Source organism: Comamonas odontotermitis, from assembly GCF_014207855.1.
Taxonomy (GTDB): domain Bacteria; phylum Pseudomonadota; class Gammaproteobacteria; order Burkholderiales; family Burkholderiaceae_C; genus Comamonas; species Comamonas odontotermitis_A.
Window position 1 is genome coordinate 88,604 of the sequence record NZ_JACHKZ010000003.1, and the last position, 25,575, is coordinate 114,178.

Annotated in this window: 21 protein-coding genes; 14 read left to right on the plus strand and 7 right to left on the minus strand. The window is 62.6% G+C overall.

Annotated features, from left to right (window positions below; genetic code table 11):
* Positions 1-375: 375 nt before the first annotated feature.
* The 5 genes from HNP33_RS03660 (at position 376) to HNP33_RS03680 (ending at position 4,781) form a co-directional block, all read left to right on the plus strand.
* Entirely contained in the window at positions 376-1,347 is a 972-nt protein-coding gene (locus HNP33_RS03660; protein ID WP_184705399.1) for a siderophore ABC transporter substrate-binding protein, read from the plus strand.
* A gap of 37 nt (positions 1,348-1,384) precedes the next feature.
* A complete protein-coding gene (locus HNP33_RS03665) occupies positions 1,385-2,416 on the plus strand; it encodes an ABC transporter permease (RefSeq protein ID WP_184705401.1) in 1,032 nt (343 codons plus the stop codon).
* Between the two features lie 61 nt (positions 2,417-2,477).
* The gene (locus tag HNP33_RS03670) at positions 2,478-3,452 is read left to right on the plus strand and encodes an iron chelate uptake ABC transporter family permease subunit (RefSeq protein ID WP_233464343.1); all 975 of its coding nucleotides are present in this window, start codon (positions 2,478-2,480) and stop codon (positions 3,450-3,452) included.
* Positions 3,453-3,480: 28 nt separating this feature from the next.
* Positions 3,481-4,236 carry an ABC transporter ATP-binding protein gene (locus HNP33_RS03675; protein ID WP_184705405.1) on the plus strand — a complete coding sequence of 252 codons (756 nt, stop codon included), beginning with the start codon at positions 3,481-3,483 and terminating at the stop codon, positions 4,234-4,236.
* A 212-nt stretch (positions 4,237-4,448) separates the two neighbouring features.
* Positions 4,449-4,781: an FHA domain-containing protein gene (locus tag HNP33_RS03680; RefSeq protein ID WP_184705407.1), complete on the plus strand. Its 333-nt coding sequence runs from the start codon at positions 4,449-4,451 to the stop codon at positions 4,779-4,781.
* A 96-nt stretch (positions 4,782-4,877) separates the two neighbouring features.
* On the opposite strand, the gene queA is transcribed toward HNP33_RS03680, so the two are convergent.
* A complete protein-coding gene (gene queA, locus HNP33_RS03685) occupies positions 4,878-6,050 on the minus strand; it encodes a tRNA preQ1(34) S-adenosylmethionine ribosyltransferase-isomerase QueA (protein ID WP_184705409.1) in 1,173 nt (390 codons plus the stop codon).
* Between the two features lie 221 nt (positions 6,051-6,271).
* Here queA and HNP33_RS03690 point away from each other — a divergent pair, with 221 nt between their 5' ends.
* Both HNP33_RS03690 and HNP33_RS03695 read left to right on the plus strand, forming a co-directional pair.
* Positions 6,272-7,300: an ABC transporter substrate-binding protein gene (locus HNP33_RS03690; protein WP_184705411.1), complete on the plus strand. Its 1,029-nt coding sequence runs from the start codon at positions 6,272-6,274 to the stop codon at positions 7,298-7,300.
* Between the two features lie 605 nt (positions 7,301-7,905).
* Positions 7,906-9,441: a glycine betaine ABC transporter substrate-binding protein gene (locus HNP33_RS03695; protein WP_184705413.1), complete on the plus strand. Its 1,536-nt coding sequence runs from the start codon at positions 7,906-7,908 to the stop codon at positions 9,439-9,441.
* Positions 9,442-9,453: 12 nt separating this feature from the next.
* Here the strand turns inward: HNP33_RS03695 and HNP33_RS03700 are convergent, their stop codons facing one another.
* Entirely contained in the window at positions 9,454-9,822 is a 369-nt protein-coding gene (locus tag HNP33_RS03700) for an FHA domain-containing protein (RefSeq protein WP_184705414.1), read from the minus strand.
* A 280-nt stretch (positions 9,823-10,102) separates the two neighbouring features.
* Between HNP33_RS03700 and recG the strand changes: the two genes are divergently transcribed.
* The 4 genes from recG (at position 10,103) to ubiA (ending at position 15,565) form a co-directional block, all read left to right on the plus strand.
* Complete coding sequence (recG, locus tag HNP33_RS03705; protein WP_184705416.1) at positions 10,103-12,313, plus strand: ATP-dependent DNA helicase RecG; 2,211 nt, start codon at positions 10,103-10,105, stop codon at positions 12,311-12,313.
* Positions 12,314-12,550: 237 nt separating this feature from the next.
* Positions 12,551-13,519 (plus strand): LysR substrate-binding domain-containing protein, encoded by a 969-nt coding sequence (locus tag HNP33_RS03710; RefSeq protein ID WP_184705419.1) that lies wholly within the window; start codon positions 12,551-12,553, stop codon positions 13,517-13,519.
* A 166-nt stretch (positions 13,520-13,685) separates the two neighbouring features.
* Positions 13,686-14,627: a phosphatase PAP2 family protein gene (locus tag HNP33_RS03715; protein ID WP_184705421.1), complete on the plus strand. Its 942-nt coding sequence runs from the start codon at positions 13,686-13,688 to the stop codon at positions 14,625-14,627.
* A 50-nt stretch (positions 14,628-14,677) separates the two neighbouring features.
* Entirely contained in the window at positions 14,678-15,565 is an 888-nt protein-coding gene (ubiA, locus tag HNP33_RS03720; RefSeq protein WP_184705423.1) for a 4-hydroxybenzoate octaprenyltransferase, read from the plus strand.
* Between the two features lie 218 nt (positions 15,566-15,783).
* Here ubiA and HNP33_RS03725 read toward each other — a convergent pair whose 3' ends face one another.
* On the minus strand, positions 15,784-17,064 hold the full coding sequence (locus HNP33_RS03725; RefSeq protein ID WP_184705424.1) for an aspartate carbamoyltransferase: 1,281 nt from the start codon (positions 17,062-17,064) through the stop codon (positions 15,784-15,786).
* Positions 17,065-17,238: 174 nt separating this feature from the next.
* On the minus strand, positions 17,239-18,072 hold the full coding sequence (gene proC / locus HNP33_RS03730) for a pyrroline-5-carboxylate reductase (protein WP_184705426.1): 834 nt from the start codon (positions 18,070-18,072) through the stop codon (positions 17,239-17,241).
* A gap of 365 nt (positions 18,073-18,437) precedes the next feature.
* On the opposite strand from proC, the gene HNP33_RS03735 reads away from it, so the two are divergent.
* Positions 18,438-19,565 carry an ABC transporter substrate-binding protein gene (locus tag HNP33_RS03735; RefSeq protein ID WP_184705428.1) on the plus strand — a complete coding sequence of 376 codons (1,128 nt, stop codon included), beginning with the start codon at positions 18,438-18,440 and terminating at the stop codon, positions 19,563-19,565.
* Positions 19,566-19,619: 54 nt separating this feature from the next.
* Here HNP33_RS03735 and HNP33_RS03740 read toward each other — a convergent pair whose 3' ends face one another.
* Entirely contained in the window at positions 19,620-20,849 is a 1,230-nt protein-coding gene (locus tag HNP33_RS03740; protein ID WP_184705430.1) for an esterase-like activity of phytase family protein, read from the minus strand.
* 160 nt (positions 20,850-21,009) lie between these two features.
* Between HNP33_RS03740 and aqpZ the strand changes: the two genes are divergently transcribed.
* Positions 21,010-21,711: an aquaporin Z gene (gene aqpZ, locus HNP33_RS03745; protein ID WP_184705432.1), complete on the plus strand. Its 702-nt coding sequence runs from the start codon at positions 21,010-21,012 to the stop codon at positions 21,709-21,711.
* Between the two features lie 119 nt (positions 21,712-21,830).
* Here aqpZ and glpK read toward each other — a convergent pair whose 3' ends face one another.
* Positions 21,831-23,324 carry a glycerol kinase GlpK gene (glpK, locus tag HNP33_RS03750; RefSeq protein ID WP_184705434.1) on the minus strand — a complete coding sequence of 498 codons (1,494 nt, stop codon included), beginning with the start codon at positions 23,322-23,324 and terminating at the stop codon, positions 21,831-21,833.
* Positions 23,325-23,434: 110 nt separating this feature from the next.
* Positions 23,435-24,196: a DeoR/GlpR family DNA-binding transcription regulator gene (locus tag HNP33_RS03755; RefSeq protein WP_184705436.1), complete on the minus strand. Its 762-nt coding sequence runs from the start codon at positions 24,194-24,196 to the stop codon at positions 23,435-23,437.
* A gap of 229 nt (positions 24,197-24,425) precedes the next feature.
* Between HNP33_RS03755 and HNP33_RS03760 the strand changes: the two genes are divergently transcribed.
* Positions 24,426-25,574, plus strand: a complete 1,149-nt coding sequence (locus tag HNP33_RS03760) for an ABC transporter ATP-binding protein (protein ID WP_184705438.1) — start codon at positions 24,426-24,428, stop codon at positions 25,572-25,574.
* Position 25,575 lies beyond the last annotated feature (1 nt).

A 25,575-nucleotide genomic window follows, 5' to 3' on the forward strand; every position in this document is an offset into this window, starting at 1 on the left:
TAAAAAGCCTGCCGCCGTTGGCGAGCCTGCGCAGGCCCGGGGCAGGCCATTTTGCGGCGCTGCTGTCCGGCCTGCGACACCCCCCAAAGCCGCACGCGCCATGCAGGAATAAAGGCCTTGCGTTTGGTTGAGGCAGCAACAGCGTGTTACCATTAAATGAGAATTATTCGCATGCGTGTTAATTTTGTGCAAATCGTGTACAGCGGTGTCCATTTTTCACGGGGATTGCGATCATTCCAGTAAATCAACCGCTGGGGCATATGTGGCGGGCGCAAGAAGCTATGAATTGGAGAGCAATCAATAGCATCACGTAGCGATACGGGCTTGGGTCGGATGCATGCATGGGCTGCCAGCTCACCGACCAAAGGATGTTCCATGTCGCGCTTTGCCTTGTCCTCTTCGGGGGCTTCGACGTTTTCCGTCAACCGCCGCCAGTCGCTCCTGCAGCTGGGCACGCTGGTGACCCTGCCTTGGGCGGCGGGCTCGGCCCTGGCGCAGCAAAGCTTTACGGTGCAGCAATCCAATGGTGCGGTGCAGGTGCCCGTCAAACCAAAAACCATTCTGGTGTTCGATCTGGCGGCGCTCGACTGCCTGCGAGCGCTGGGCGCGCAGGTCAAGGGCGTGCCCGATGTCGTCAAGTTCCCCGAGGTGCTGGAGCAGTACGCCAGCAAGGACTTCACCCGTATCGGCAGCCTGTTCGAGCCCAATTACGAAGTGGTCAAGGGCCTCAAGCCCGATGTGATCGTGGCCGGTGGCCGCTCGGCAGCGAAGGTGGCCGAGCTGTCCAAGATTGCGCCAACGCTCGATCTGACGGTGAACAATGCCAAGCCGGTGGAAAGCGCCTTCAAGCACCTGAAGATTCTGGGCCAGATGGTGGGCGCCGAGGCCAAGGCCGATGAACTCATCGCCGCCATGCAGGCCGATATCGACAAGCTCAAGGGCTTGACGGCAGGCAAGGGCACGGGCCTGATGGTGATGACCAATGGCGGCAAGCTCAGCGCCTACGGCCCTGGCTCGCGCTTTGGCATGCTGCACGATGTGTACGGCATTGCGCCGGCCAACAAGGACATCCAGGTGGCGGGCCACGGCCAGGCGATCTCGTTCGAGTTCATCCTCAAGACCAATCCGGACTGGCTGTTCGTGCTGGACCGCGATGCCGCCATTGGCCGCGAAGGCGCATCGGCGTCCAAGCTGCTGGACAACCCGCTGGTCAACGCCACCAAGGCGGCCCGAAAAAAGCAGATCGTCTATCTGAACTCGGCCAACTGGTACCTGCTGGGCAACGCCAGCCCCGGCTCGCTCCACGACGATGTGACGCAGCTGATCAACGCATTCTCCCAGGCCTGATGGCCGGGCTGCAGCCAGCCTTGCCGCGAGCCACAGCATGACAGACATGGTTTTGAAAGCGCCACGCAGCGAGCGCAGCCCGGTGCTGCGCCCGCTGGCTTTCGCGCTGCCCGCCGTGGCGGCCCTGGCCGTTCTGGCCTTCATCAGCTTGCTGGTGGGGGTGAGCGATGTGTCGGTCGCCACCATCGTGCGCCTTTTCTCGCACAACGAAGACGACCTGGCCACGCAGGTGCTGGTTGCCAGCCGCGTGCCGCGCACGCTGGCGCTATTGCTGGCTGGCAGCGCCATGGCCGTGGCGGGCCTGCTGATGCAGATGCTGGCGCGCAACCACTACGTGGAGCCGTCGACCATGGGCACCGCCGAATCCGCAGGCATGGGCATGCTCGTGGGTGTGCTGCTGTGGCCGGACATGCCCGTCTTTGCCAAGATGGGGCTGGCTGCGGTGTTTGCGCTTGCGGGCACGGCGCTGTTTCTGGCGGTGCTCTCGCGCATTCGCCTGCGGGCGGCACTGATCGTGCCGCTGGTGGGGCTGGTGCTGTCGGGGGTGATCGAATCGGCCACCACCTTCATCGCCTACCGCTTTGATCTGATGCAGACGGCGCGCGCGTGGATGACGGCGGATTTTTCCGCCATCGTGCAAGGCCGCTACGAGCTGCTGTGGCTGTCGCTGGCGGTCACCATCGTGGCCATGGTGGCGGCCGACCGCTTTACTGTGGCCGGCATGGGGCAGGACTTTGCCACCAACCTGGGGCTCAACTACAAGCGCCTGGTGGCGCAGGGCGTGGCCGTGGTGTCGGTGGTCACGGCGTCGGTCATCGTCACCGTGGGCATCATCCCGTTTGTCGGCCTGATTGTGCCCAACCTGGTGCGGCTGGTGGTGGGCGACAACGTGCGCAAGTCGGTACTGTGGGTAGCCTGGGCCGGAGCCTTGATGGCGCTTGCCTGCGACCTGATCGGCCGCCTGGTGATTGCGCCCTACGAGGTGCCGATCGGCACGGTGATGGGGGTGATCGGCAGTGCCATGTTCCTCGCCCTGCTGCTGGCGCGGCGCAAGCGCGTGGGAGGTTGATGTGAGCAGGGCATCCATGCAAAACATGCCTGCAGCGCTTGCAGGTGATGCGCCATCAGCTATGAAAAAAGCTGCAAATTTGTCGCTGTTAGGCACACCCGTCCGTCGCCTGTGGCTGCTGCTGGCGCTGGCGCTGCTTGCCAGTGGCCTGTTCATGACCATTGGTGTGCAGGCCGAGTGGAGCTTTGTGCTGCCGCTGCGAGGCACCAAGCTGGCTACCTTGTGGACGGTGGCGTTTGCAATTGGCGTATCGACCGTGCTGTTCCAGACGGTGACCGGCAATCGCATCCTGACGCCCGCGGTGATGGGCTTTGACGCGCTGTTCCAGCTGATCCAGTCCGTGCTGGCGTTCACCATAGGTGTGGCTGCCATGCAGATCCCCGAGCTGGCGCGCTTTGGCATGAATGTAGGGCTGATGGTGGTGCTGTCCACCACTTTGTTCGTCTGGCTGTTTCGCGGGCAGGCCAGCAACCTGCATCTGCTGCTGCTGGTGGGCATTGTGGCGGGCATCTTCTTCCGCAGCCTGAACAACTTCGTCTGGCGCGTGATGGACCCCAATGATTTTGTGGTGCTGCAGGATCGCCTGTTTGCCAACTTCAACACCGTCTCGCGTCCGCTGCTCGCGCTGTCGCTCGTGGTGATTGCGGCCATGGGCCTGTGGGTATGGCGCCAGCGCCATGTGCTGGATGTGCTGGCGCTGGGCCGCGAGGTCGCCATCAACCTGGGTGTGGACTACCAGCGCGCGGTGATGGGCATCCTGGTTGTGATCGCCATTCTGGTGTCGGTCTCCACCGCGCTGGTGGGGCCGGTCACCTTCTTTGGCCTGCTGGTGAGCAACATGGCCTACCAGTTGATGCATACGCACCAGCACCGCTACACGCTGGCGGCCACCGTGTTGCTTGGGGCACTGCTTCTGGTCGGTGGGCAGATGGTGCTGGAGCGTCTGTTTGGCTTCAACACCTCGCTGTCGATCGTGGTGGAGTTTCTGGGCGGGCTCACCTTCATCTACCTGCTGGTGCGAAAAACCAGGCATTGAGAGCCGAAGGCTGGAGAGTCAGAAAGTCATGATCGAAACAGAAAACCTGTGCAAAACCCATGGCACCACCACAGTGCTGCATGGGGTGGACCTGCGCATTCCGCAAGGCAAGCTCACGGCCATCATCGGCCCCAACGGAGCGGGTAAATCCACTGCCCTGGGCCTGATCAGCCGCCTGGTGCCGATGACATCGGGCCAGGTGCGCATCGAGGGGCGGGACATTGCCACCACGGCCAGTGATGCGCTGGCTCGCATTCTGGCCATTCTGCGGCAGGACAACCAGAGCGCGCTGCGCCTGACGGTGCGCGATCTGGTGGCGTTTGGCCGGTTTCCACATTCCAAGGGCCGGCTGAGCGCAGAGGACAAGGCCCATGTGGACCGGGCTCTGGCCTATCTGAACCTGGAATCGCTGGAGGCGCGCTTTCTCGACGAACTCTCAGGCGGCCAGCGCCAGCGGGCCTACATCGCCATGGTGCTGTGCCAGGACACGCGCTACATCTTGCTCGACGAGCCGCTCAACAACCTGGACATGGCCCATGCCGTGGGCATGATGAAGCTGCTGCGCCGGGCCGTGCGGGACACCGGCAAGACCGTGGTGGTGGTGTTGCACGACATCAATTTTGCGGCCACCTACGCGGATCACATCATTGCGATGAAAGACGGCCACCTGTACCGCGAGGGCCCGCCGCAGACGGTGGTGTGCAACGAGGTGCTGAGCGACCTGTACGCCATCGATGTGCGTGTGCATGAAGTGGGCGGGCGGCGGTTCTGCGACTATTTCTGACCGTTCTCCATCGCTTCCGTCAAGGATGGAGGGCAGAGAAATAGGTAATGCCCTGCCTATAAGCGGCAGACATTGACAGCAAGTACGTTTGATGATTTATTGTGAAATTGTTTAATTAACAAGTAAGTAGCAAGAATTCCATGTTTTGGAATTTTTACTAATTAGTATAATTAATATCAATTTGATACAAAACACCTTCCAACTATCTTCCCATGACCACCGAATTGCTGATCAAGGAGCACAACAGGCTTGCGTTGCGCTCGCTGTTCCTGGAGGACGGCTTTTCCACTTTTGGCCGTGAGCCCGGCAGCGCCATCGTGATGGACCATGCCAGCGTCAGCCGCCACCATGGTGCCTTCTTTCTGCGCGAGCGCTTTGGCATTCTGACGGTAGAGGACCATGACAGCACCAACGGCACCCTGGTCAACGGGGTACGGGTCAAGCGCAAGATACTGTTCACCGGCGACGTGGTGCAGGTGGGTGATTTCCAGTTGTACGTGCGCCATGGGTCGACCCAGGGGGGCGATGCATCGGCCGGGGGCTAAGTGCTACATGCCCATAAAAAAAGCTGCTGAAGACAGCAGCTTTTGGGTTGGGTGGTGGGCCAGGCCATCAGTCCACCACGCCATCACGCCATCAGATCATGCAGCTGCAGCGCCAGGTGCGGCGGGTGTGGGCTCTTCGCTGCCAGGCTGGGCCTCTTCGCCTGCGGCCATGTGTTTTTTGCGCTGCAGCAGCATCGAGTCGCCGTAGCTGAAGAAGCGGTACTGCTGGGCGACTGCGTGCTTGTACAGATCCATGATGTGTTCGTAGCCCGCAAAGGCGCTCACCAGCATCATCAGGCTGCTTTTGGGCAGGTGGAAGTTGGTGACCAGCATGTCGACCACGCGGTAGGGGAAGCCGGGCGTGATGAAGATGTTGGTGTCACCCGAGAGCTGGCCGGTGCGCGCCCATGATTCGAGCGTGCGCACGGTGGTGGTGCCCACGGCAACCACACGGCCGCCGCGCTGGCGGCAGCGCTCCAGCGCTGCCAGGGTGGGCAGTGGAATGTTGTACCACTCGCTATGCATCTGGTGGTCTTTGAGGTTCTCGGTCTTGACTGGCTGGAAGGTGCCTGCGCCGACGTGCAGGGTGACGCTCGCGCGCTCCACGCCTTTGGCTTCGAGGGCGGCCAGCACCTTGTCGTCAAAATGCAGCGCGGCAGTGGGTGCCGCCACGGCGCCGGGGTTTTTGGCAAACACTGTCTGGTAGCGCACTTCGTCTTCGGCCTGGTTCGGGTCCTGGCCCGATTGCTGTTCGCGCTCGATGTAGGGCGGCAGCGGGATGTGGCCGTGTTGCTGCATCAGCTCCCACGGGGTTTCGCCATGGGGGCCGTCGAGGCGCAGGCGGAACAGGGCGCCCATTTCGTTGGGCCAGCGGCCCATCAGCATGGCGTCAAAGCCGCCCGCCTTCTTGCCGCCCACCATGTGCAGCACACCACCGATGGCCGGTTTCTTGCTCACTTTCATGTGGGCGACGACTTCGTTGCCGTCCAGCACGCGCTCGATCAGCAACTCGATCTTGCCGCCGCTGGATTTTTCGCCAAACACGCGGGCCTTGATCACCTGGGTGTCGTTGAAGACCAGCAGGTCGCCCGCTTGCAGCAGATCGGGGAGTTCGTAGAAGTGGCGGTCGGCCAGCTCGGGCTCGCGCGCGTCCAGCAGGCGCGAGGCGCTGCGCTCGGCAGCGGGGTGTTGGGCAATCAGCTCTGGAGGGAGCTCGAAATCGAAATCGCTCAGGTGAAAGGTGCGGCGCGCACCGGAAAAGGCAGTCATCTTCGGCTCTTGCAGGCGGTACACACCCGCAGCTCACAGGGATCAAACAAGGGGGCGATTGTGCCACCGCAAAAGTGACACAGCAGGTTGCGCGGGAAACGCCGAGAGTTGTCATAAATTTGTCACAATTGGCGCCGAGGTGGGATGTTGCCATCCGCCCGATTTCCAAATTGCAAACCGTTTTTCCAGCGTATTCAAACAACACAACCAGGAGCAAGCCCATGGCACCCTTCAACATCCGCAGTCTTTCCGCCGCCGCCGTGCTGGCCGCACTCGCCGCCAGCGCCCAGGCGCAAGGCGTGGTCAATGCGCTGTGCAGTACCGATGCACCGTGGTGCGAAGCTGCGGCCAAGGAGTTCACCAAGAAGACCGGCATCAAGGTGAACCAGGCGCACAAGGGCACGGGCGAGATCGCTGCCCAGTTGCGCGCAGAGGCCAACAATCCCAAGACCGACATCTGGTGGGGTGGCACGGGTGATCCTTTCCTGCAGGCGGCCGAGCAAGGCCTGCTGGCCGAATACCGCCCCGCCTACATCAATGATCTGCGCGACTGGAGCGTGCGCCAGTACGCCATGTCGGGCAACCAGGTGGGCGGTTTCTACAGCTCGGCCATCGGCTTTGGCTACAACACCGATATCCTGAAGAAAAAGAAGCTGCCCGAGCCGCTGTGCTGGGCCGATGTGATCAAGCCCGAGTTCAAGGGCGAGGTGGAGATTTCGCACCCCGCCTCCAGCGGCACGGCCTACACGGTGATCGCAGGGCTGGTGCAGCTGATGGGCGAAGACCAGGCGTTTGATTACCTCAAGAAACTCCATAAGAACACGACCACCTACACCCGCAGCGGCCAGGCACAGGCGCCCAATGTGGCCAAGGGCGAGGTGGGTGTGGGCATTACCTTCATGTTCAATTTCGAGAAGTGGAAGGCCGACAAATACCCCGTGAAGACGCATGCGCCCTGCGAAGGCACGAGCTACGAGGTGGGCGGCATTGCGCTGGTGAAGGGGGCGCGCAACATGGACAACGCTAAGAAGTACTACGACTGGCTGATGGGCCCCGAGGGCCAGGCCGTTGGCGCCAAGGTGGGCAGCTACCAGGTGCCTGCCAACAAGACGTTCAAGATGGATCCGCGCATTCCGACCATGGACGACGTCAAGCTGATCAAGTACGACTTCGAGAAGTACGGAAAATCTGCCGAGCGCAAGCGTCTGATTGACCGCTGGACCAAGGAAGTGGAATCGCTGCCACGTTGATGTGATTCTGCGCTGGCGCGCAGGTGCCAGGAGTTCGCCCCGGTGGGCGAGGTACTTTCTTGTCTCGCAACAAGAAAGTACCCAAAGAAATACGCCCTGCTGCCTGCGTACCTGCGCTTCGCTCCGGGCAACCTGCGCTTCGCTCCGGGCAACCTGCGGTGCGCGGGCGTGGGCTGCACCGCATAACTCACTGTGCGCTTTACACTCCGTTCAAACAGATGCGGTGCATCAGTTCACGATGCAGTTGCACTCTACGGTGCAACTGCCCAGCCCACGCCCTGTGCTCCTCGGCGCAGGCAGAAGGGTGGGGGAGAGGCGACACGGGCTGTCGGGTTGCCCCTTTTGCAGACGCCGCGACACAGGTTGCCCGAAGGCGAAGCCGCAGGGACGCAGGCAGCAGGGCGGCCTTCTTTTGGGTACTTTTCTTGGCCGCCAAGAAAAGTGCCTCGCCTGCCGGGGCGAGACCCGGCCAGCAATCCCCAATAGAAAACCATGCGCCTGCAGTGCATGCGTACATACATACGTACAGCCGCCCCCACAGCCAGCCACTACCCCAGCCTCGCCACCTACAGACGCATCCACCCACTACTTGCTATAGTGGCCCGATGAAGCGTGCCTACCCACTGCTCGTGGCCGCCCTGTCGGCCTGGTGTCTGCTACTGTCGGCCTGGGCCCAGGCCGAACCCTTGCGGGTGGGCTCCAAGCGTTTTACCGAGTCGTACATCCTTGCCGAAATCGTTGCGCAGACCGCGCGGGCTGCGGGCACTACCGCCGAGGTGCGCCAGGGTCTGGGCAATACCGCCATCGTGTACGAGGCGCTCAAGAGCGGGCAGATCGATGTGTATGCCGAGTACACCGGCACCATTGCGCAGGAGATCGTCAAGGACCCAGCCCATACCTCGCTGCAGGATCTGAATCGCGCGCTGGCGCCGCTGGGGTTGGCGGTGGGCGTGCCGTTGGGCTTCAATGACGGCTATGCGCTGGCCATGCGACGCGATATGGCCGGCAAGCTGGGCATCCGCAGCCTGAGCGATCTGGCCCGCCATCCCACGCTGCGCTATGGCCTGTCGAATGAGTTTGTGGGCCGTGCCGATGGCTGGAAGGGTCTTGCGCAGCGCTATGGCCTGCAGGCGCAGCCGCAGGGACTGGACCATGGCCTCGCCTACGAGGCGATTGCGCAGCAGCACATCGATGTGATGGACATCTACACGACCGATGCCAAGATAGACCATCTGGGGCTGTTGGTGCTGGAGGACGACCGCCAGTATTTTCCGCGCTACGACGCCGTGCTGTTGTACCGGCAGGACTTGCCGCAGAAGCACCCGGCCGCGTGGGCCGCGCTGCAGCCACTCGCTGGCCGCATCAGCGAGGCGGGCATGATCCACATGAACGCGCAGGCCGAGCTGCAGGGCCAGGGCTTTGCAGCGATTGCGCAGCAGTTTCTGGCAGGAGGCGCCAAGGGCGCTGCGCCCGTTGCGGATAAAGCCGGCAGCCGCTCCGGCTTTGCTGCGCAACTGTGGCAGCGCCTGGTGGCCGATGACCTGTGGCGGCTGACCGGCCAGCACCTGCTTTTGGTGCTGATCTCGGTGGGGGCTGCAGCATTGATCGCAGTGCCTGCGGGGATTGCGTTGTTTCCGCACACGCGCCTGCGCGCGCTGGCGCTGGGGGCGGCGGGTGTCATGCAGACCATTCCGTCGCTGGCGCTGCTGGCGGTGCTGATTGCTGCGCTGGGGATGATCGGGCGGATTCCTGCACTGGTGGCGCTGACGGCATATTCCATCCTGCCGATCCTGAGCAACACCTGCGCGGGTCTAGCCGAGGTGTCGCCCGGTCTGCGTCACGCAGGATCGGCACTGGGCATGACGCACCCGCAGCGCATGCGCTGGGTGGAACTGCCGATTGCCATGCCTACCGTCATCGCCGGGATCCGAACCGCATGCGCGATTGCCATCGGCACCGCCACCATTGCGGCCTTCATTGGGGCCGGGGGGTTGGGCGAGCGGATCGTGACGGGCCTGGCGCTCAACGACAGCGCATTGATGCTGGCGGGTGCCCTGCCTGCAGCGGTGCTGGCGCTGCTCAGCGAGTTGTTTTTCGAGTTGTGGGAGCGCTATCTGCGCCGCCAGCGGATGCGGCGCTAAAAGGTGGTGATATCAGAGGGCAACATCGCCCACACGACTCTCGCGCCGGGCCATTGCATCGCCCATGCCAGGCGGGCCGGATGAGCCGGCGCGCACATGGATGAGGTAATTGCCCACACGCACCACATCGCCCGTGTACAAAACACAGCGGCGCATTTGCAGGCCATTGACGAAGGTGCCATTTTTGCTGCCGTGGTCTTCTACTGCGAGCACGCCAAAACGGCTGCTGTGCGTGAAGGCCGCATGGCGGCGGCTGATGTCGGGCGCGGGCAGAACTATGGCGCAACCAGGCTCACGGCCCACACTGAACAGGCCGTCCTTCACGATCAGTGAATGCAGCAACTGTGCATTGGCATCTTTGACGAGCAGTTCGGGCGGCATGGCAGATAGACCTTGTTGGGAGTGGAGGCATTGCACGGAAGCGCGCCAATCTACAGGTTCTGGTCTGTGAGCGCACCCTCCAATCGGAGGGAAACGCAGTAACAGATTGCATTTCTTTGGATCCATGCCACAGTGCTGCCCGCGTGCGATACCCCTTCAAAACGGCATCCAACTTATGCCAGATTGGAGCAGCCAGCTACCAATATGAGAGTGTTTTTACTGGATTTATAACCAGTAGCTGTGCAAACCATGCCAGAATGGGCAGTGATTGAGCCCGTCCATGCCTGCAACGCCTGCATCTTCTGCTGCTGCCAGTGCCGCACCCAAGGCACGCAAACCCGGCCGCCCGCGCAAAGCGGCTGCGGCCGACGGCGCTGCAGTGGTGCCCGCCAAGGCGGTAGCGAAAAACCCGGCGCAGCAGGCGCTTGCCAAACTCGGGCTCATCCGCGATATCGATCTGGCCTTGCACCTGCCACTGCGCTACGAAGACGAGACGCGCATCGTGGCGTTGCGCAATGCGCGCGACGACGAGGTGGCGCAGATCGAGGCAACCGTCATCTCCAGTGAAATACAGATGCGCCCGCGCCGCCAGTTGGTGGTGCAGGTGGAAGACGCCAATGGCGACCAGTGCGAGCTGCGCTTCTTCAGTTTTTACCCATCGCACCAAAAGACGCTGTCCGTGGGCGCCACCTTGCGCATTCGCGGCGAGATCAAGGGCGGTTTCTGGGGAAGGCAGATGGTGCACCCAGCTTTCCGCCAGGCGGGTGGCGAACTGCCCCAGTCGCTCACGCCGGTCTACCCCACCACGGCTGGTCTGCCGCAGCCGTACTTGCGCCGTGCCGTCATTAGCGGCCTGCAGCGCGCCGACCTGAGCGAAACCCTGCCGCCTGGCGTGGAGTTGCCGTACGCGCGCTATTTAGGTGAAAACGGAAGATCTCAGGCATACAGCTTGCGCGATGCGCTGCAGTTTTTGCACCACCCGACACCCGATGTATCGATTGCTGCGCTCGAAGACCACAGCCACCCGGCCTGGCAGCGCCTCAAGGCTGAGGAGTTGCTGGCGCAGCAGCTGTCGCAGCTGACTGCCAAGCGCGAGCGTGACCGCTTGCGTGCCCCGGCCCTGCAGGCACCGCGCATGGAAGGCGGCCACCTCAATCTGCATGAGCAGTTTCTGACGGCGCTGCCTTTTTCGCTGACAGGTGCCCAGCGTCGCGTGTGCGAAGAGATTGCCCGTGATCTGGCGCGCCATGTACCCATGCACCGCCTGCTGCAGGGCGATGTGGGCTCGGGCAAGACTATTGTGGCGGCACTGTCGGCCGTCATTGCCATCGATGCGGGCTGGCAATGTGCGCTGATGGCGCCCACCGAGATTCTGGCCGAGCAGCACTTTGCCAAGCTGGTGGGCTGGCTGGAGCCGCTGCTGGCGCCGCGTGGCCTGAAGGTGGCGTGGCTGGCCGGCGCGCAGAAAAAGAAGGAACGCGCCGCGATGCTGGCGCTGGTGGAGAGTGGAGAGGCCGCTCTGGTGGTGGGCACACATGCCGTCATCCAGGAGCAGGTGCAGTTCAAAAAACTGGGTCTCGCGGTGATCGACGAGCAGCACCGCTTTGGCGTGGCGCAACGGCTGGCGCTGCGGCAGAAGCTGCTTTCAACGGGGATGGAGCCGCACATGCTGATGATGAGCGCCACACCCATTCCGCGCACGCTGGCGATGAGTTACTACGCCGACCTCGATGTTTCGACCATCGACGAGCTGCCGCCGGGCCGCACGCCGGTGGTCACCAAACTGATCAGTGACAGCCGGCGCGACGAAGTGGTGGCGCGCATTGCCGATCAGATTGCTCAGGGGCGACAGGTCTATTGGGTGTGCCCGCTCATCGAGGAGAGCGAGGCGCTCGATTTGAGCAACGCCACGGCCACCCACACCGATCTGAGCGAGGCCCTGCCTGGAGTCATGGTGGGGCTGCTGCATTCACGCATGCCCACGGCAGAAAAAAAGGCGGTGATGGAACTGTTCACCGCGGGCGTCATGGGCGTGCTGGTATCAACCACGGTGATCGAGGTGGGCGTGGATGTACCCAATGCGAGCCTGATGGTGATTGAGCACGCAGAGCGCTTTGGCCTCTCGCAGCTGCACCAGCTGCGCGGGCGCGTGGGACGAGGTGCTGCGGCTTCTGCCTGCGTGCTGCTGTACGCAGTGGGCGACAGCGGCAAGCTGGGGGAGACGGCCAAAGAGCGCCTCAAAGCCATGGCCGAGACCAGCGACGGGTTCGAGATCGCCCGGCGCGATCTGGAAATTCGCGGCCCGGGAGAGTTTCTGGGCGCGAAGCAGTCCGGTGCGCCCTTGCTGCGATTTGCCGATCTGGAGGCGGACAAACATCTGCTTGAATGGGCGCGCGAACTGGCCCCTGAGATGCTGGACCGCTGGCCCGAACTTGCCATCACCCATGTATCACGCTGGCTCGGTGGCAAGGCGGAATACCTCAAGGCTTGAGCGCAGATCCCGTGAATTCATTGCGTTTTGTCATGGATATTGGTTTTTCTTATAAGCAAATGCTCGCAAACATCCATAATAGATAATTCCTATTTTGGCTGTAGGACATTTCCAAAACCGGTTTCGGCCAGAATCGGGTACAAATGTACGCTTGCGTCTTTTCAGAATCTCAACGCAGTGCTCTGTTCTTCGGAACTGAACGCATGTACTATTCAGCGATTCTTATAAAAAACCGACATGACACTTACAGAGCTCAAATATATTGTTGCCGTGGCACGCGAGAGGCATTTTGGACGTGCTGCCGACGCGTGTTACGTGTCCCAACCCACTTTGTCGGTTGCGATCAAGAAGCTGGAAGAGGAACTCGAGGTCAAGCTGTTTGAACGCAGCGCCTCTGAAGTCTCCGTAACCACCTTGGGCGACCAGATAGTGCGTCAGGCGCAGATCGTGCTGGACCAGGCCGCGGCCATCAAGGAAATCGCCAAGCGCGGCAAGGATCCGCTCGCCGGTGTCCTGACGCTGGGCGTGATCTACACCATCGGCCCTTATCTGTTGCCCGAACTGGTGCGCCAGTCGATCGAACGCACTCCGCAGATGCCGCTCATGATCAATGAGAACATGACGGCCAAACTGCTGGAGATGCTGCGTACCGGTGAAATCGACTGCGCCATCGTGGCCGAGCCTTTCCCGGATACCGGTCTGGCCATGGCGCCCCTGTACGACGAGCCTTTCTACGCTGCTGTGCCCAGTGTGCATCCGCTGGCCTCCCGTGAGAGCATTTCGTCAAGCGAACTCAAGAACGAAACCATGCTGCTTCTGGGCGCGGGACACTGCTTCCGGGACCATGTGCTGGAAGTCTGCCCTGAGTTTGCCCGCTACTCCAGCAATACCGAAGGCATTCGTCGCACGTTTGAAGGCTCCTCGCTGGAGACCATCAAGCACATGGTGGCTGCCGGTATGGGCGTGACCCTCGTGCCGCGCCTGTCGGTGCCCAAGGACGCGCTGGAAAAGGGCATCCGCCGCCGTAAATCGGACGAGACCCACATCCGCTACATCCCGCTGACCGACGACTCCAACGGCGAAGCGCCCAAGCGCCGCGTGGTGCTGGTGTGGCGTCGCAGCTTTACCCGCTACGAAGCGATTGCCGCATTGCGCAACGCCATCTTCGCCTGCAACCTGCCCGGCGTGGAGATGTTGCAGTCCTGAGCTTTTACGCTCTCATCCGCCTTTGAACACGACCCCATGCCAGGCCCGCCTGCATGGGGTTTGTTTTTACCTGGTCACTCTTAAAAACATAGCTAATAGCGCTTGCCAGTAAAGTCTCAAAGGCGATTGTTGGCTGAGGAATTGCTGCCCTCTCTATGATGGCAGCATGCGCTGTCGTCCCTTCTTCCCGTCTGTGTTCTCGCCGCTGCGAGCGGTGGGCCGCGCGCCCACCCGTGTTCCTGGTTGGTGGCTGTGCGTTGCATTGCTCCCCGCTGGTGCCGCGCAGGCCATGGTGCCGGTGCAGGCGGCGCAGCAGGTGGCCCAGGGGCTGGCACACCTTGATCCATGGATACCGGTTTTGCTGTCGCTATGGTTGCTGCTGGGGGCGTATTGTTGGCTAAAGGCAACACAACCTCTGCGTGCACAGCAGCGGCTGCGCATGCAACTGGGGGCCGATGCACCCGTGGCGCCGCCGCTGTCGCCATGGCTCTTGGCGGGGGCCGCGTTGTGTGTGACGGCTGTGCTGCTGCTGGGGTGGGGGCTGGCAGATCCGGCCCATGCACTGCATGCGTTGTTGGTGGGCTGGGACGAGGCGGCGCAGCAGTGGTCGCAGCAGCATGTCAGTGTTTCGACGCGTGCCTATCTGCGCCATGTGACGGATGTGGGCGATGTACTGTGGCTGGGGATGCTGTCGGTGTTGGTGGCGGCGCTTCTGGCGTTGCGGCGGCGCTGGTTGCCGCTGCAGATCTGGGTATTTGCCATCGGCCTGAACGGGCTGTCCACCCGGGTGTTGAAAAATGCCTTTGACCGTGCGCGACCGCAGGCGTTGCATGAACTGGTGACTTCGGGCGCCAGCTTTCCGAGCGGCCATACGGCGGGCTCCGTCGTGGTGTATGGCCTGTTGTGGTGGTTGCTGCGAGGGCGCCTGCCGCGCCGCTCTCGGGTGGTGCTGGGCACCGGGTTGGCGTTGCTGGTGGCGCTGATTGCCGCCAGCCGCATCTGGCTGGAAGCGCACTTTGCCAGTGATGTGGTGGGCGGCGGATTGCTGGGCCTGGCAATTCTCGGTCTGGCCATATGGGCGCTGGAGCGGGGCCGCGCGCAGCCCTGAAGAATCGAGAGCCTGCCTGGGATACCGCTTGCGCGCTATGCTGGGCGCCTATGTCCGCAGCATCCCGCCCTTCTGTTTCTCTGCCCGAGCGGTTTTCGCTCTATCTCGATCTGATCCGCTTCAACCGGCCGGCGGGCTGGCTGGTGCTGGTGTGGCCCACCTTGGTGGCGTTGTGGGTGGCATCGGGCGGTTTTCCTGGCTGGCATTTGCTCATCGTGTTTGTGCTGGGCACTTTTCTGATGCGCAGCGCGGGCTGCTGCATCAACGACATTGCTGATCGCAAGTTTGACAAGCACGTCAAGCGTACGGCCAACCGGCCCATCACCACGGGCAAGATTTCGGTGTTCGAGGCGGCCATGGTGGGCGTGGTGCTGGCGCTGGTCTCGCTGGGGCTCGTGCTCACCACGCGCTGGGAGGCTGTCGCATGGTCGGTGCCTGCGGTGCTGTTCACCATTCTCTATCCTTTTACCAAGCGCTTTTTTGCCATGCCGCAGGCGTTCTTGGGCATTGCTTTCAACTTCGGGGTGCTGATTGCATTCGCAGCGGTTCAGGGCACGGTGCCGCTCACGGCGTGGCTGCTGTGGCTGGCCAATATGTTCATGGTGCTTGCCTACGATACCGAGTACGCCATGGTGGATCGTGACGACGATCTCAAGATTGGCATGAAGACCTCGGCCATCACCCTGGGTCGTTTCGATGTGGCTGCCATCATGGGGTTTTTTGGGCTGTGCCTGGCCCTCACCATCACTGCCATTGCGCCGCAGCGCCTGGGCTGGCCCTGGTGGGCGGGCGTGGCTGTGGCTGTGGGCCAGATGGTGTGGCATTACAGTCTGATCCGCACGCGCACGCGCGAGGGGTGCTTTACGGCTTTCAGCAAGAGCCACTGGATCGGCGTGGCGCTGTTTGCCGGTGTGGTGCTGGGATACGCTGTTCGCTGATTGCGCCGCGCGCCGCTATTGCGGCAAATACCGATGGCAGGAATGGGTGGTTTGGGTGATTTTTTCCTGCAAATTCATAGGCAAAGCACAGAAAAAAGCGGCCATCAATTGATGGCCGCTAACACTGGAGTCGCAGGAAAAAACCGTTAAGTGTGGTAGTTGCTTGAGGACATATTTAGAAAAAATGTCTCAAATCATGGTGTTGTGTAAAGCAGAGTTTAATCCAAAGTGTCAAACACTGCATCGTCAGGGCCAACAAAAGCCGGAGAACGCCAGGTGACATCTCGTAAATTACGGGAAATCTGGTTCTCCACGCCCATCAAAACCGCGAACAAAGCCATACGAACTGGTATGCCATTATCGGTCTGGCGGAAGATGGCCAGGCGCGGATCGTGGTTCAGATCGGTCGACAGGTCGTTGGCGCCGGGACGGGCATCGCGCGGCAGCGGGTGCATGATGATGGTGTCGGGTTTGCAGACTGCGTCCACCAGCGATTTCTGTACCTGGAACTCGGGTGTGTAGCCCTCGATGTTCTCGCCGGCAAAGCGCTCTTTCTGAATGCGGGTGGCATACACCACGTCTGCGCCCTTGAGGTCTTGCAATGAGGTGGAGATTTCCACCACATGGCCATTGGTGGAGGCCAGCTCCACCAGGTAGGCAGGCATTTCCAGCGATGCGGGCGAGATCAGCGTGAACTTCATGCCCTTGTACAGCGACAGCAGGCGGATCAGCGAATGCACGGTGCGGCCATACTTCAGGTCGCCCACCATGGCGATATGCGCGCCATCCATCAGCTTGCCCAGGCGCGAGAACTCACGCTGGATGGTGTACATGTCGAGAATCGCCTGGCTGGGGTGCTCGCCCGGGCCGTCGCCGGCATTGATGACCGGAATGTTGGTGGCGCGGGCAAATTCAGCCACCGAGCCCTGTTCGGGGTGACGGATGACCAGTGCATCCACATAGCCTGCCATCACGCGGCTGGTGTCATAGATGGATTCGCCCTTGGCCATCGACGAGAAGGTAAAGCCAGTCGTATCGCAGACCGAGCCGCCCAGTCGGCTGAAGGCGGCGCCAAAGCTCACGCGGGTGCGGGTGCTGGCCTCGAAGAACAGGCTGCCCATGACGGCACCTTCCAGCACGCGGCACACCTTGTGGCGGCGCGCAATCGGCTGCATCACATCGGCAATGCGGAACAACTCTTCGAGGCTTTCGCGCTCCAGCTGCGCGACGGACAGCAGTTGCGGGCGGCCATCTGCCGACATGCGCTCGGCCAGCGGGCGGTTGTGCTTTTGCGTGTCGGTGCCGGCAGCTTCGCGTGAGAGGATTTCGGAGACGAACTTCTGCGCCATGTCGGGCATGGCCCGGGCTTCACCCGAGGCCTCGGGCAGCAGCCAGGTGTCCAGCGTGCGGCGCCGCACGCCCAGGCGCTCGGCAAATGCATCGCGCGTCAAGTTCAAACGGCGCATTGCGTCGCGGAGGAAATCCTGCTGGCTGTCCATGTATGGGCTCCGGTAAATGGCGAACGGGCAGAATTATACGCTTTGCGTTTGTGTTTTGGTGAAAATATACGCTTTGCGTTTCATCTGTGCGCCAAAACCCGTAAAGCACAGCTGGGGCGGTGCGGGTGCTCGCCGCGCGGAAGGCCAAGGCCCGCACCAGTACCAGCCGGTTTTTCAGGCGCCGAATTCGTCACCCAGTTCCACGGCGCGCTTTTCGGCCGCTTTCATGGCGGCGATGAAATGAGCGCCCATGTGGCTGCCCCGCATGCTCTCCAGCGCCGCAAAGGTGGTGCCGCCCTTGCTGGTAACCCGCTCGCGCAGCACGGCAGGCGGCTCGCTCGACTGCGCGGCCAGCTGCGATGCGCCGGTGAAGGTACCGATCGCCAGCTGCAGTGCTTGCTCGGCGGGCAGGCCCATTTCCACACCGGCTTGCTGCATGGCTTCCAGAAAATAGAACACATAGGCGGGGCCGGAGCCAGAGAGTGCTGTTACGGCATCGAGCTGCGACTCCTGCTGCACCCAGATGAATTGCCCGGTGGTGCCGATGATCTGCTCGGCCAGCGCCTGCTGCGCGGGCGTCACGCCCTGGCGCGCGAACAACGCTGTCATGCCCTGGCCTACCAGCGCGGGGGTGTTGGGCATGGCGCGCACGATATGTTCGTTGGCGGCCCAGGTGGCGATGGAGCTGCTGCGGATGCCAGCGGCCACACTCAGATGCAGGGCGTGACCCGTGAACGCCGCGACCGAAGCGGCCGCATCCTTGAAGGTTTGCGGCTTGACTGCCCACACCACGACCTGCGCACTGGCCAGCGAGCCGTCGGCCGCAGGCAGGGCGTTGATGCCGAATTGCTGCAGCAGCACAGCGCGCTGAGGCTCATAAGGCTCCACCACCATGATGCGCGAGGCCAGTACACCCTGGCGGATCAGGCCGCCGATGATGGCGCTGGCCATATTGCCGCCGCCGATGAAGGCGATGGGGGGAAATTGGGAAAAGTCTGTGGTGCTCATGATCATGAGGAAAAAGAAGGTCGGCAGGAAGGATGGCTGCGCTGGGGAACGGGTCAGCGCGTTTCATCGTGAACTATAGCGGTGGCTGTGGCGCGGCCCAAATGCCTCTGGCAACTCCAAGCCGACAAGCGGGTTTTTGCTATGCAATTTGATGGTTTTGCGCGTGCCTGCCATGCGCTGAAAGCCGACTTACCCGCCATGCGTCACCAAGGAGCGAATTCCCCGTGTTTTGCTTGACGTGTAACAAGCCCGCCATGGCAGGGATAGCCTCGGTAGCGATTGAAATAACAATTGAGCAGAATTTTTAGTAAATTATTGCAGTTTGATGGCGCCAAGGTAGCCACCCCCTTTCCCGAGGAGAAGAGATGACGAGTTTGAACCGCAGGCATTTTTCGGTATTGGCGGGATCTGCCGCTTTGGCAAGCATGGGTTTGCCCCGTGCACAGGCCGCAGATGCGCCGCTGGTGCTGGGCCAGTCGGCACCATTTACCGGGCCCGCTGCGCAACTGGGCATCCAGTTTCACCAGGGCGCCAAGCTGTATCTGGACCAGTACAACGCCCAAAGCGGCCAGCGTCCGGTGACGATTCGCCAGTTGGACGATGGCTACGACCCCGAACGCACGGCTGCCAACACGCGCCAGCTGATTCAGGAGCAGGTGTTTGCACTGTTCGGCTATATCGGCACCCCCACCAGCCTGGCTGCGCTGCCGCTGGCCGCTGCCGAGAGCATTCCTTTCATTGCCCCGTTCAGCGGCGCGATGTCGCTGCGCGAGCCGTTTCAGCGCAATGTGTTCCATGTGCGCGCTTCGTACAACGACGAGACCGCGCAGATCGTGCGCCACCTCACCACCATTGGCAACAACAAGATCGCCGTCTTCTACCAGAACGATGCCTATGGCAAGGCCGGGCTCGATGGCGTGACCCAGGCGCTGGCGCAGCACAAGCTCAAGCCGGTCGCCACCGGCGTTGTGGAGCGCAACTCGGTCGATGTGGACGTGGCCGTGCGCGCCATTGTGGCCGCGCAACCGCATGCCGTGGTGCAGGTCAGCACCTACAAATCCTGCGCGGCCTTCATTCGTGCGGCGCGCAAGGCCGGTTTCAGCGGCACGTTCTACAACGTGTCATTTGTGGGGGCAGAGGCATTGGCCAACGAGCTGGGCAAGGAAGGCGCGGGCGTCGTTGTCTCGCAGGTTGTGCCCTCGCCCACGAGCGGCTCGTCGGCGCTGGCGCGCGAGTATCAGGAGGCCATGCGCAAAGGCGGCGGGGCTGCAGGCACCTATGCCAGCATCGAAGGCTATCTGGCTGCCAAGGTGTTCGTGGAGGGGCTCAAGCGCGCCAGGGCGCCGACGCGCGACGGGCTGATCGCCGGCCTGGAGACGCTGGATCGCCAGTCCTTTGGCGGCTTTGATGTCACCTTCACACCACGCAGCCACATGGGCTCGAAGTTTGTCGAGATGAGCATGTTGACGGCGGACAAGCGAATCATTGGATGATCGGTCCGTGGCGTGCTGCTGTTCCCGTGCTTGCTTGACCGCTCTCAAGGTTTTTCAACGCGGGCAGGTCGGGGTTTCGGCCAGCGCGATGAACTGCGTCACCTCGGCAGGGTTGAAGTTGTTGTCGCTCACCAGAAGCAATACGCGCTGGCCGTTGGCCAAGCGCGGGCCCCAGGTCATGCCTTCGATGTTGTCCACCGTTTGAAGGCCTGCCTGGGCCAGGTCCAGCAACAGGGTCTTGGAGGCAGGTTCAAACTGGCCGGGCACCAGTGCGTCCATGGCCAGGGTATTGGTCGCATCGGTGGCAATGCGGTAGAGGCGTGCTGAAAACCCCGTGCCCAGCACATAGGAGCGCTCCAGCACCAGCAGGTGCCCAGGCCCATCCGCCAGGATTTCGCTGACGCCGTTCACCGCCACCAGGGGTAGCGTGAGGTTGTCCACGGGGAGGGCGTCAGGCACGTAGGCGATCTGGCGCTGCGGCTGGCGCGTGGCAATGTCGTACTGGGTGATACGCAAGGGGCCGCCCGGCACACCGCGTGCTGGCAGCGGTCCGTCCTGCTTCAAGGCGCCTTCCATGGCCAGCCACAGCGTTTTCTGATCATCGCTGATGGCCATGCCCTCCAGCGTCATGTTGTTGCGCGGGCCGATGCTGCCGCTGTTGCGGGCGGGCAGTTGCAATTGTGGCGGCAGCGGCCAGGCCTGCTGCCAGCGGCCATCGAGCGTGGCTTCATTCAACTCTGGCCCGAAGCCACGTGCAAAATCGCCCTCGCTGCTCCACACGATGCGCTGGCTGCCGGGCAGCACGCGCAGCGCTTCCGGATCGGGCACGGCAACGCCTGCACGTGCGGCACGCTTGGGGGCGTAGGGCTGGTCGTCGGGGGCGCCCAGGTGGCGTGCGTCATCCAGTTGCACGCTGTGCAGGCCACTGGCGTCATAGTGAATGCGAGCGGTGTAGAAGCGTGCGCTGTCATGCGCTGCGCGGTCATCGCTGACGAGGTAGTAGCGGTCATCGGTGGCGTTGTAGTCGATGGACGAGAGGCCGCCCACGGGCACGCTGGCAAACTGCACATCGGGGCCCCAGCGCGTCTCGCCCAGCAGGTGAAAGCTGGCTTGGTCCGTACATGGTGGTACAGGCGGCGATGAGGGCGAAACTTGTGCGTCTGCACCAAACCCGATGCCTGGTTGGAGGACTGCGGGATGGCCGCAACCGGCCAGAACGCCTGCTACCACGGCAATGGCAAGCCAGGAGCGTTTTGTAATAAAAATGTGATGGTTGTGCCGCATATGTTGTTGGCGTATAAATTCCTGCAGATGCCGCAGTGCTGTCCGGCAATTGTTCACATTTTCCCGGTGTTGCGGGGGCATCGGGGTTCCTATCATCGCGCCTGGAAGCGAACAGCCAGGGTGATGGCTGCGCCCGTACGTAAACAAGAGGAGTGATGCAATGGCAACCCAAGCACAAAAATGGTCGGCGGAATTTTTAGGAACCTTTTGGTTGACTTTCGGAGGCTGCGGCAGCGCCGTGCTGGCCGCCGCGTTTCCACAGGTCGGTATTGGCCTGCTGGGCGTGTCGCTGGCCTTCGGTCTCACGGTGTTGACCGGCGCCTATGCCTTCGGCCCGGTCTCGGGCGGGCACTTCAACCCGGCAGTGTCCGTGGGCCTGACGGTGGCGGGCCGCTTCAAGGCGTCTGAGCTGCCAGGCTACATCATTGCCCAGGTGCTGGGCGCGATTGCCGCAGCCGCTGTGCTGTACCTGATTGCTTCCGGCAAGGCCGGTGCCACGGTCACCGATCTGGCGACCAATGGTTTTGGCGAGCATTCGCCGGGCAAGTTCTCCATGGTGGCTGCGCTGGTGACGGAGGTGGTGCTGACGGCCGTCTTCCTGCTGGTCATTCTGGGCTCTACCGCCAAGAAGGCCGCTGCCGGCTTTGCAGGCATGAGCATCGGCCTGTGCCTGACGCTGATCCACCTGATCTCGATCCCCGTGACCAACACCTCGGTCAACCCCGCACGCAGCACCGGCCCTGCGCTGTTCGGTCCATCGATCGCCCTGGAGCAGCTGTGGCTCTTCTGGCTGGCACCGATCGTTGGCGCGGTCATTGGCGCGCTGATCCACAAGGCGCTGCTGGCAGGCCAGGACGACTGAGCAGGCCAACGGCTCAAAGCAAAAGGGATGCGGATGCATCCCTTTTTTTATGGAGTGATTTTGTTTGCCGGTGTGCGCTTCTGAAGCACCAGCAGCTATCAAATTGATAGTTGTGGGGTTTATTGCGCCGTAGTCTGGCGCACGGCCTGTTCCCAGCGTGCCATCAGGGCGTCGGCGCGGGCCTTGTCCTGGGTGGGGACGAAGCGGCGCTCGGCCTTCCACAGCGCCGACAGCTCATCGGTGCCCTGGTACACGCCAGTGGCCAGGCCTGCCAGATAGGCTGCACCCAGCGCGGTGGTTTCCACGCAGGCAGGGCGCACCACGGGAATGCCCAACAAGTCGGCCTGGAACTGCATCAGCAGGTTGTTGACGCAGGCGCCGCCGTCCACGCGCAGCTCGGTCACGGGCTGGCCGCCATTGGCGACGGCGTCGCGGCTCATGGCCTGCAGCAAGGCGGCGCTCTGGTAGGCGATGGATTCCAGTGCGGCGCGGGCGATGTGGGCCAAGGTGGTGCCACGGGTGAGGCCGGTGATGGTGCCGCGTGCATCGGCGTTCCAGTACGGTGCACCCAGGCCGGTGAAGGCAGGCACCATCATGACGCCGCCGCTGTCAGGCACGCTTTCGGCAAGTTGCTGCACCTGGCCGCTGTGTTCGATGGCGCGCAGGCCGTCACGCAGCCATTGCACGACGGCGCCGCCAACGAAGACGCTGCCTTCGAGTGCGAACTGGGGCGCAGCAGATACCTGCGCGGCGCTGGTGGTCAGCAGGCCATTGCGCGAGGTCTGGAAGGCGCTGCCGGTGTGCATGAGCATGAAGCAGCCGGTGCCATAGGTGTTCTTGGCCATGCCGGCAGAAAAGCACGCCTGGCCGAAGAGGGCGCTTTGCTGGTCGCCCGCCATGCCGCCGATGTGGATGGGCGCGCCCAGAAAATCGTCCTTGGTATCGCCAAAGTGGCTGGCCGAGGGTTGCACCTCCGGCATCAGCGAGCGCGGAATGCGCAGGAGTGCCAGCAGCTCGTCGTCCCACTGGTTGGTGTGCACATTGAAGAGCATGGTGCGGCTGGCGTTGCTCACGTCGGTCACGTGGCGGCGGCCACCGGTCAGCTGCCAGACGAGCCAGGTATCCACGGTGCCAAAGGCGAGCTCGCCCCGCTCGGCGGCGGCTCGCGCGCCGGGTACATGGTCGAGCAGCCACTGCAGCTTGGTAGCGGAAAAGTAGGCGTCGACGAGCAGGCCGGTCTTCTGCTGGATCAGGCCGGCGTGGCCATCTTCGCGCAGCTGGGCGCACACGGGCTCTGCCCGCCGGTCCTGCCAGACCAGGGCATTGTGGATGGGCTGGCCGGTCTTGCGGTTCCACACCACGGTGGTTTCGCGCTGGTTGGTGATGCCAAGCGCCGTGATCTGGCTGGCACTGATGCCGCTTTTCTTGAGGGCCTCTCGCGCGGTGGCGAGCTGCGTGCCCCAGATCTGCAGCGGGTCGTGTTCCACATGGCCGGGGCTGGGGTAGATCTGCGGCAGCTCCTGCTGGGCCAGCGCGACGATGTTGCCACGCGCGTCAAACACGATGGAGCGGGAGCTGGAGGTGCCCTGGTCAAGGGCAAGCAAGTAGGTCATAGGTTTTCCGTGATTCATTGCGTGCTACGCACGTCTTTGGCGCTGGAGCGGCCCGGCCAAAGCAGCCAGGCAAGGGGCGTTCCGCAGCGGCTCAGGGGGGTGTTCATGTTTCACGCCACGGTGCAGCGCACGTTGGCGTCCTGCAGCAGGCGTGGAAAGGGCTCGGGCGGCTGCGCATCGGTGAAGAGGCGGTCAATGCGCGAGAGCGGCCCCACCTCCACCATGGCCGGGCGGCCGAATTTGCTCTGGTCGGCGGCCATCCACACTTCGCGGGCCTGCTCCATGATGGTTTGCGCCACTTTCACTTCTCTGAAATCAAAGTCGCGCAGACTGCCGTCTGATTCGATGCCCGAGATGCCGATCAGCGCAATATCGACGCGGAACTGGCGAATGAAATCCACCGCCGCCTCGCCGATGATGCCGCGATCTCGCCCGCGCACCACGCCGCCGGCGACGATCACTTCGCAATCGGCATTGCTGCTGAGCGTGGCGGCCACGTTGAGGTTGTTGGTGATGACGCGCAGGCCACGGTGCTGCATCAGGGCGCGGGCAATGGCCTCGGTGGTGGTGCCGATGTTCAGGATGAGCGAGCAGTTGTTGGGCACCTGGGCAGCGACGGCCTTGGCGATGCGCGATTTGCCATCGGCATTGAGCGATTCGCGCTGCGTGTGGGCGAGGTTCTCGGTGGTGGAGCTGGGCACGCGCACGCCCCCGTGAAAGCGCACCAGCAGCCCCGTGTCTGCGAGTTTCTGGATGTCGCGCCGCACGGTTTGCAGGGTGACGCCCAGGATGTCTGCCAACTGCTCGACCGTGGCAGATTGGCGGCGGCGCACCTCGTCTATCAATTGGAGTTGTCGTGGATTGGTGTTCACAGCGCAGGAGGTGTAGGTAGGGGCAGTGGGGAGGGCGCGGGCGCAGCAGTGGGCGTCTGCGGCAGTTTGCTCCCAAACACTGTAGATCGAATTAAAACGAACCCTTACTAGGGTAACTTTCTATTGGAGGCGCGTTCAAAAGAACAAAAATGAACGAATTCGAAAGCGCAAGGCTTTCATTTTCACAGATTTGCAGGCTTGCTCTTACATTCGGAGCAGAGAGGCGATGATGCAGCTGGTGTTGGAGAATGTGGTCCAACGGGTCGGAGGGCAGACATGGCTCTATCCGCTGGATTTATCGCTGCAAAGCAATGCTGTGACGGTGCTTCTGGGCGCAACGCAGGCGGGTAAAACCAGCTTGATGCGCATCATGGCGGGCTTGGACAAACCGGCCAGCGGCCGCGTGCTGGTGGATGGCCAGGATGTGACCGGCGTGTCGGTGCGCCAGCGCGATGTGGCCATGGTGTACCAGCAGTTCATCAACTATCCCTCGATGACCGTGGCGCAGAACATTGCGTCTCCCCTGCGGCTGCGCGGCGACTCTGAAATTGATAGCAAGGTACGTAGCCTGGCTGAGCGCCTGCACATCGATATGTTTCTGGATCGCCTGCCTGCCGAGCTCTCGGGCGGCCAGCAGCAGCGTGTGGCCCTGGCGCGCGCCCTGGCCAAGGATGCGCCACTGATGCTGCTGGATGAGCCACTCGTCAACCTCGACTACAAGCTGCGCGAAGGCTTGCGCGATGAACTGAGCCAGCTCTTTGAGGCGGGCCGCTCCACTGTGGTCTATGCCACCACCGAGCCGGGCGAGGCCTTGCTCTTGGGCGGCTACACCGCGGTTCTGGATGCGGGCGAGCTGCTGCAGTACGGGCCGACGGCCCAGGTCTTCCACGCTCCGCGCTCGCTGCGTGTGGCGCGGGCTTTCAGCGATCCGCCGATGAACCTGGTAACGGCGCAGGTGCAGGCTGGCGGCGCGCAACTGGCCTTGCAGCAAGGCGCTACGCTGCCGCTGGCGCAGCCACTGCCCGCCACTGCCGCAGCCGGTGAAGTGGTGGTGGGCGCGCGAGCGAGCGCGCTGCGGCTGCAGGAGCGCCCGGGCGACATCCATCTGCATGGTCAGGTGTATCTGGTGGAGATTTCCGGCTCGGACACCTTTGTGCATGTGCAACTGCCCTGGGGCGGATGGGTGGCGCAGCTGACGGGTGTGCACAAATTGGCAGCCAATGAGCAGGTCAGTCTTTATCTGGCGCCCGCAGACTGCTATGTTTTTGAGACTGAGCGCGCAGGCAATCAGGGCGGCGCCCTGCTGCAGTTGCCGCAACAGCAGCATCAGCCACAGCGGTCGTCGTCACAGTGGCCCGGTGCGGCGCAAGAGGTGTAAG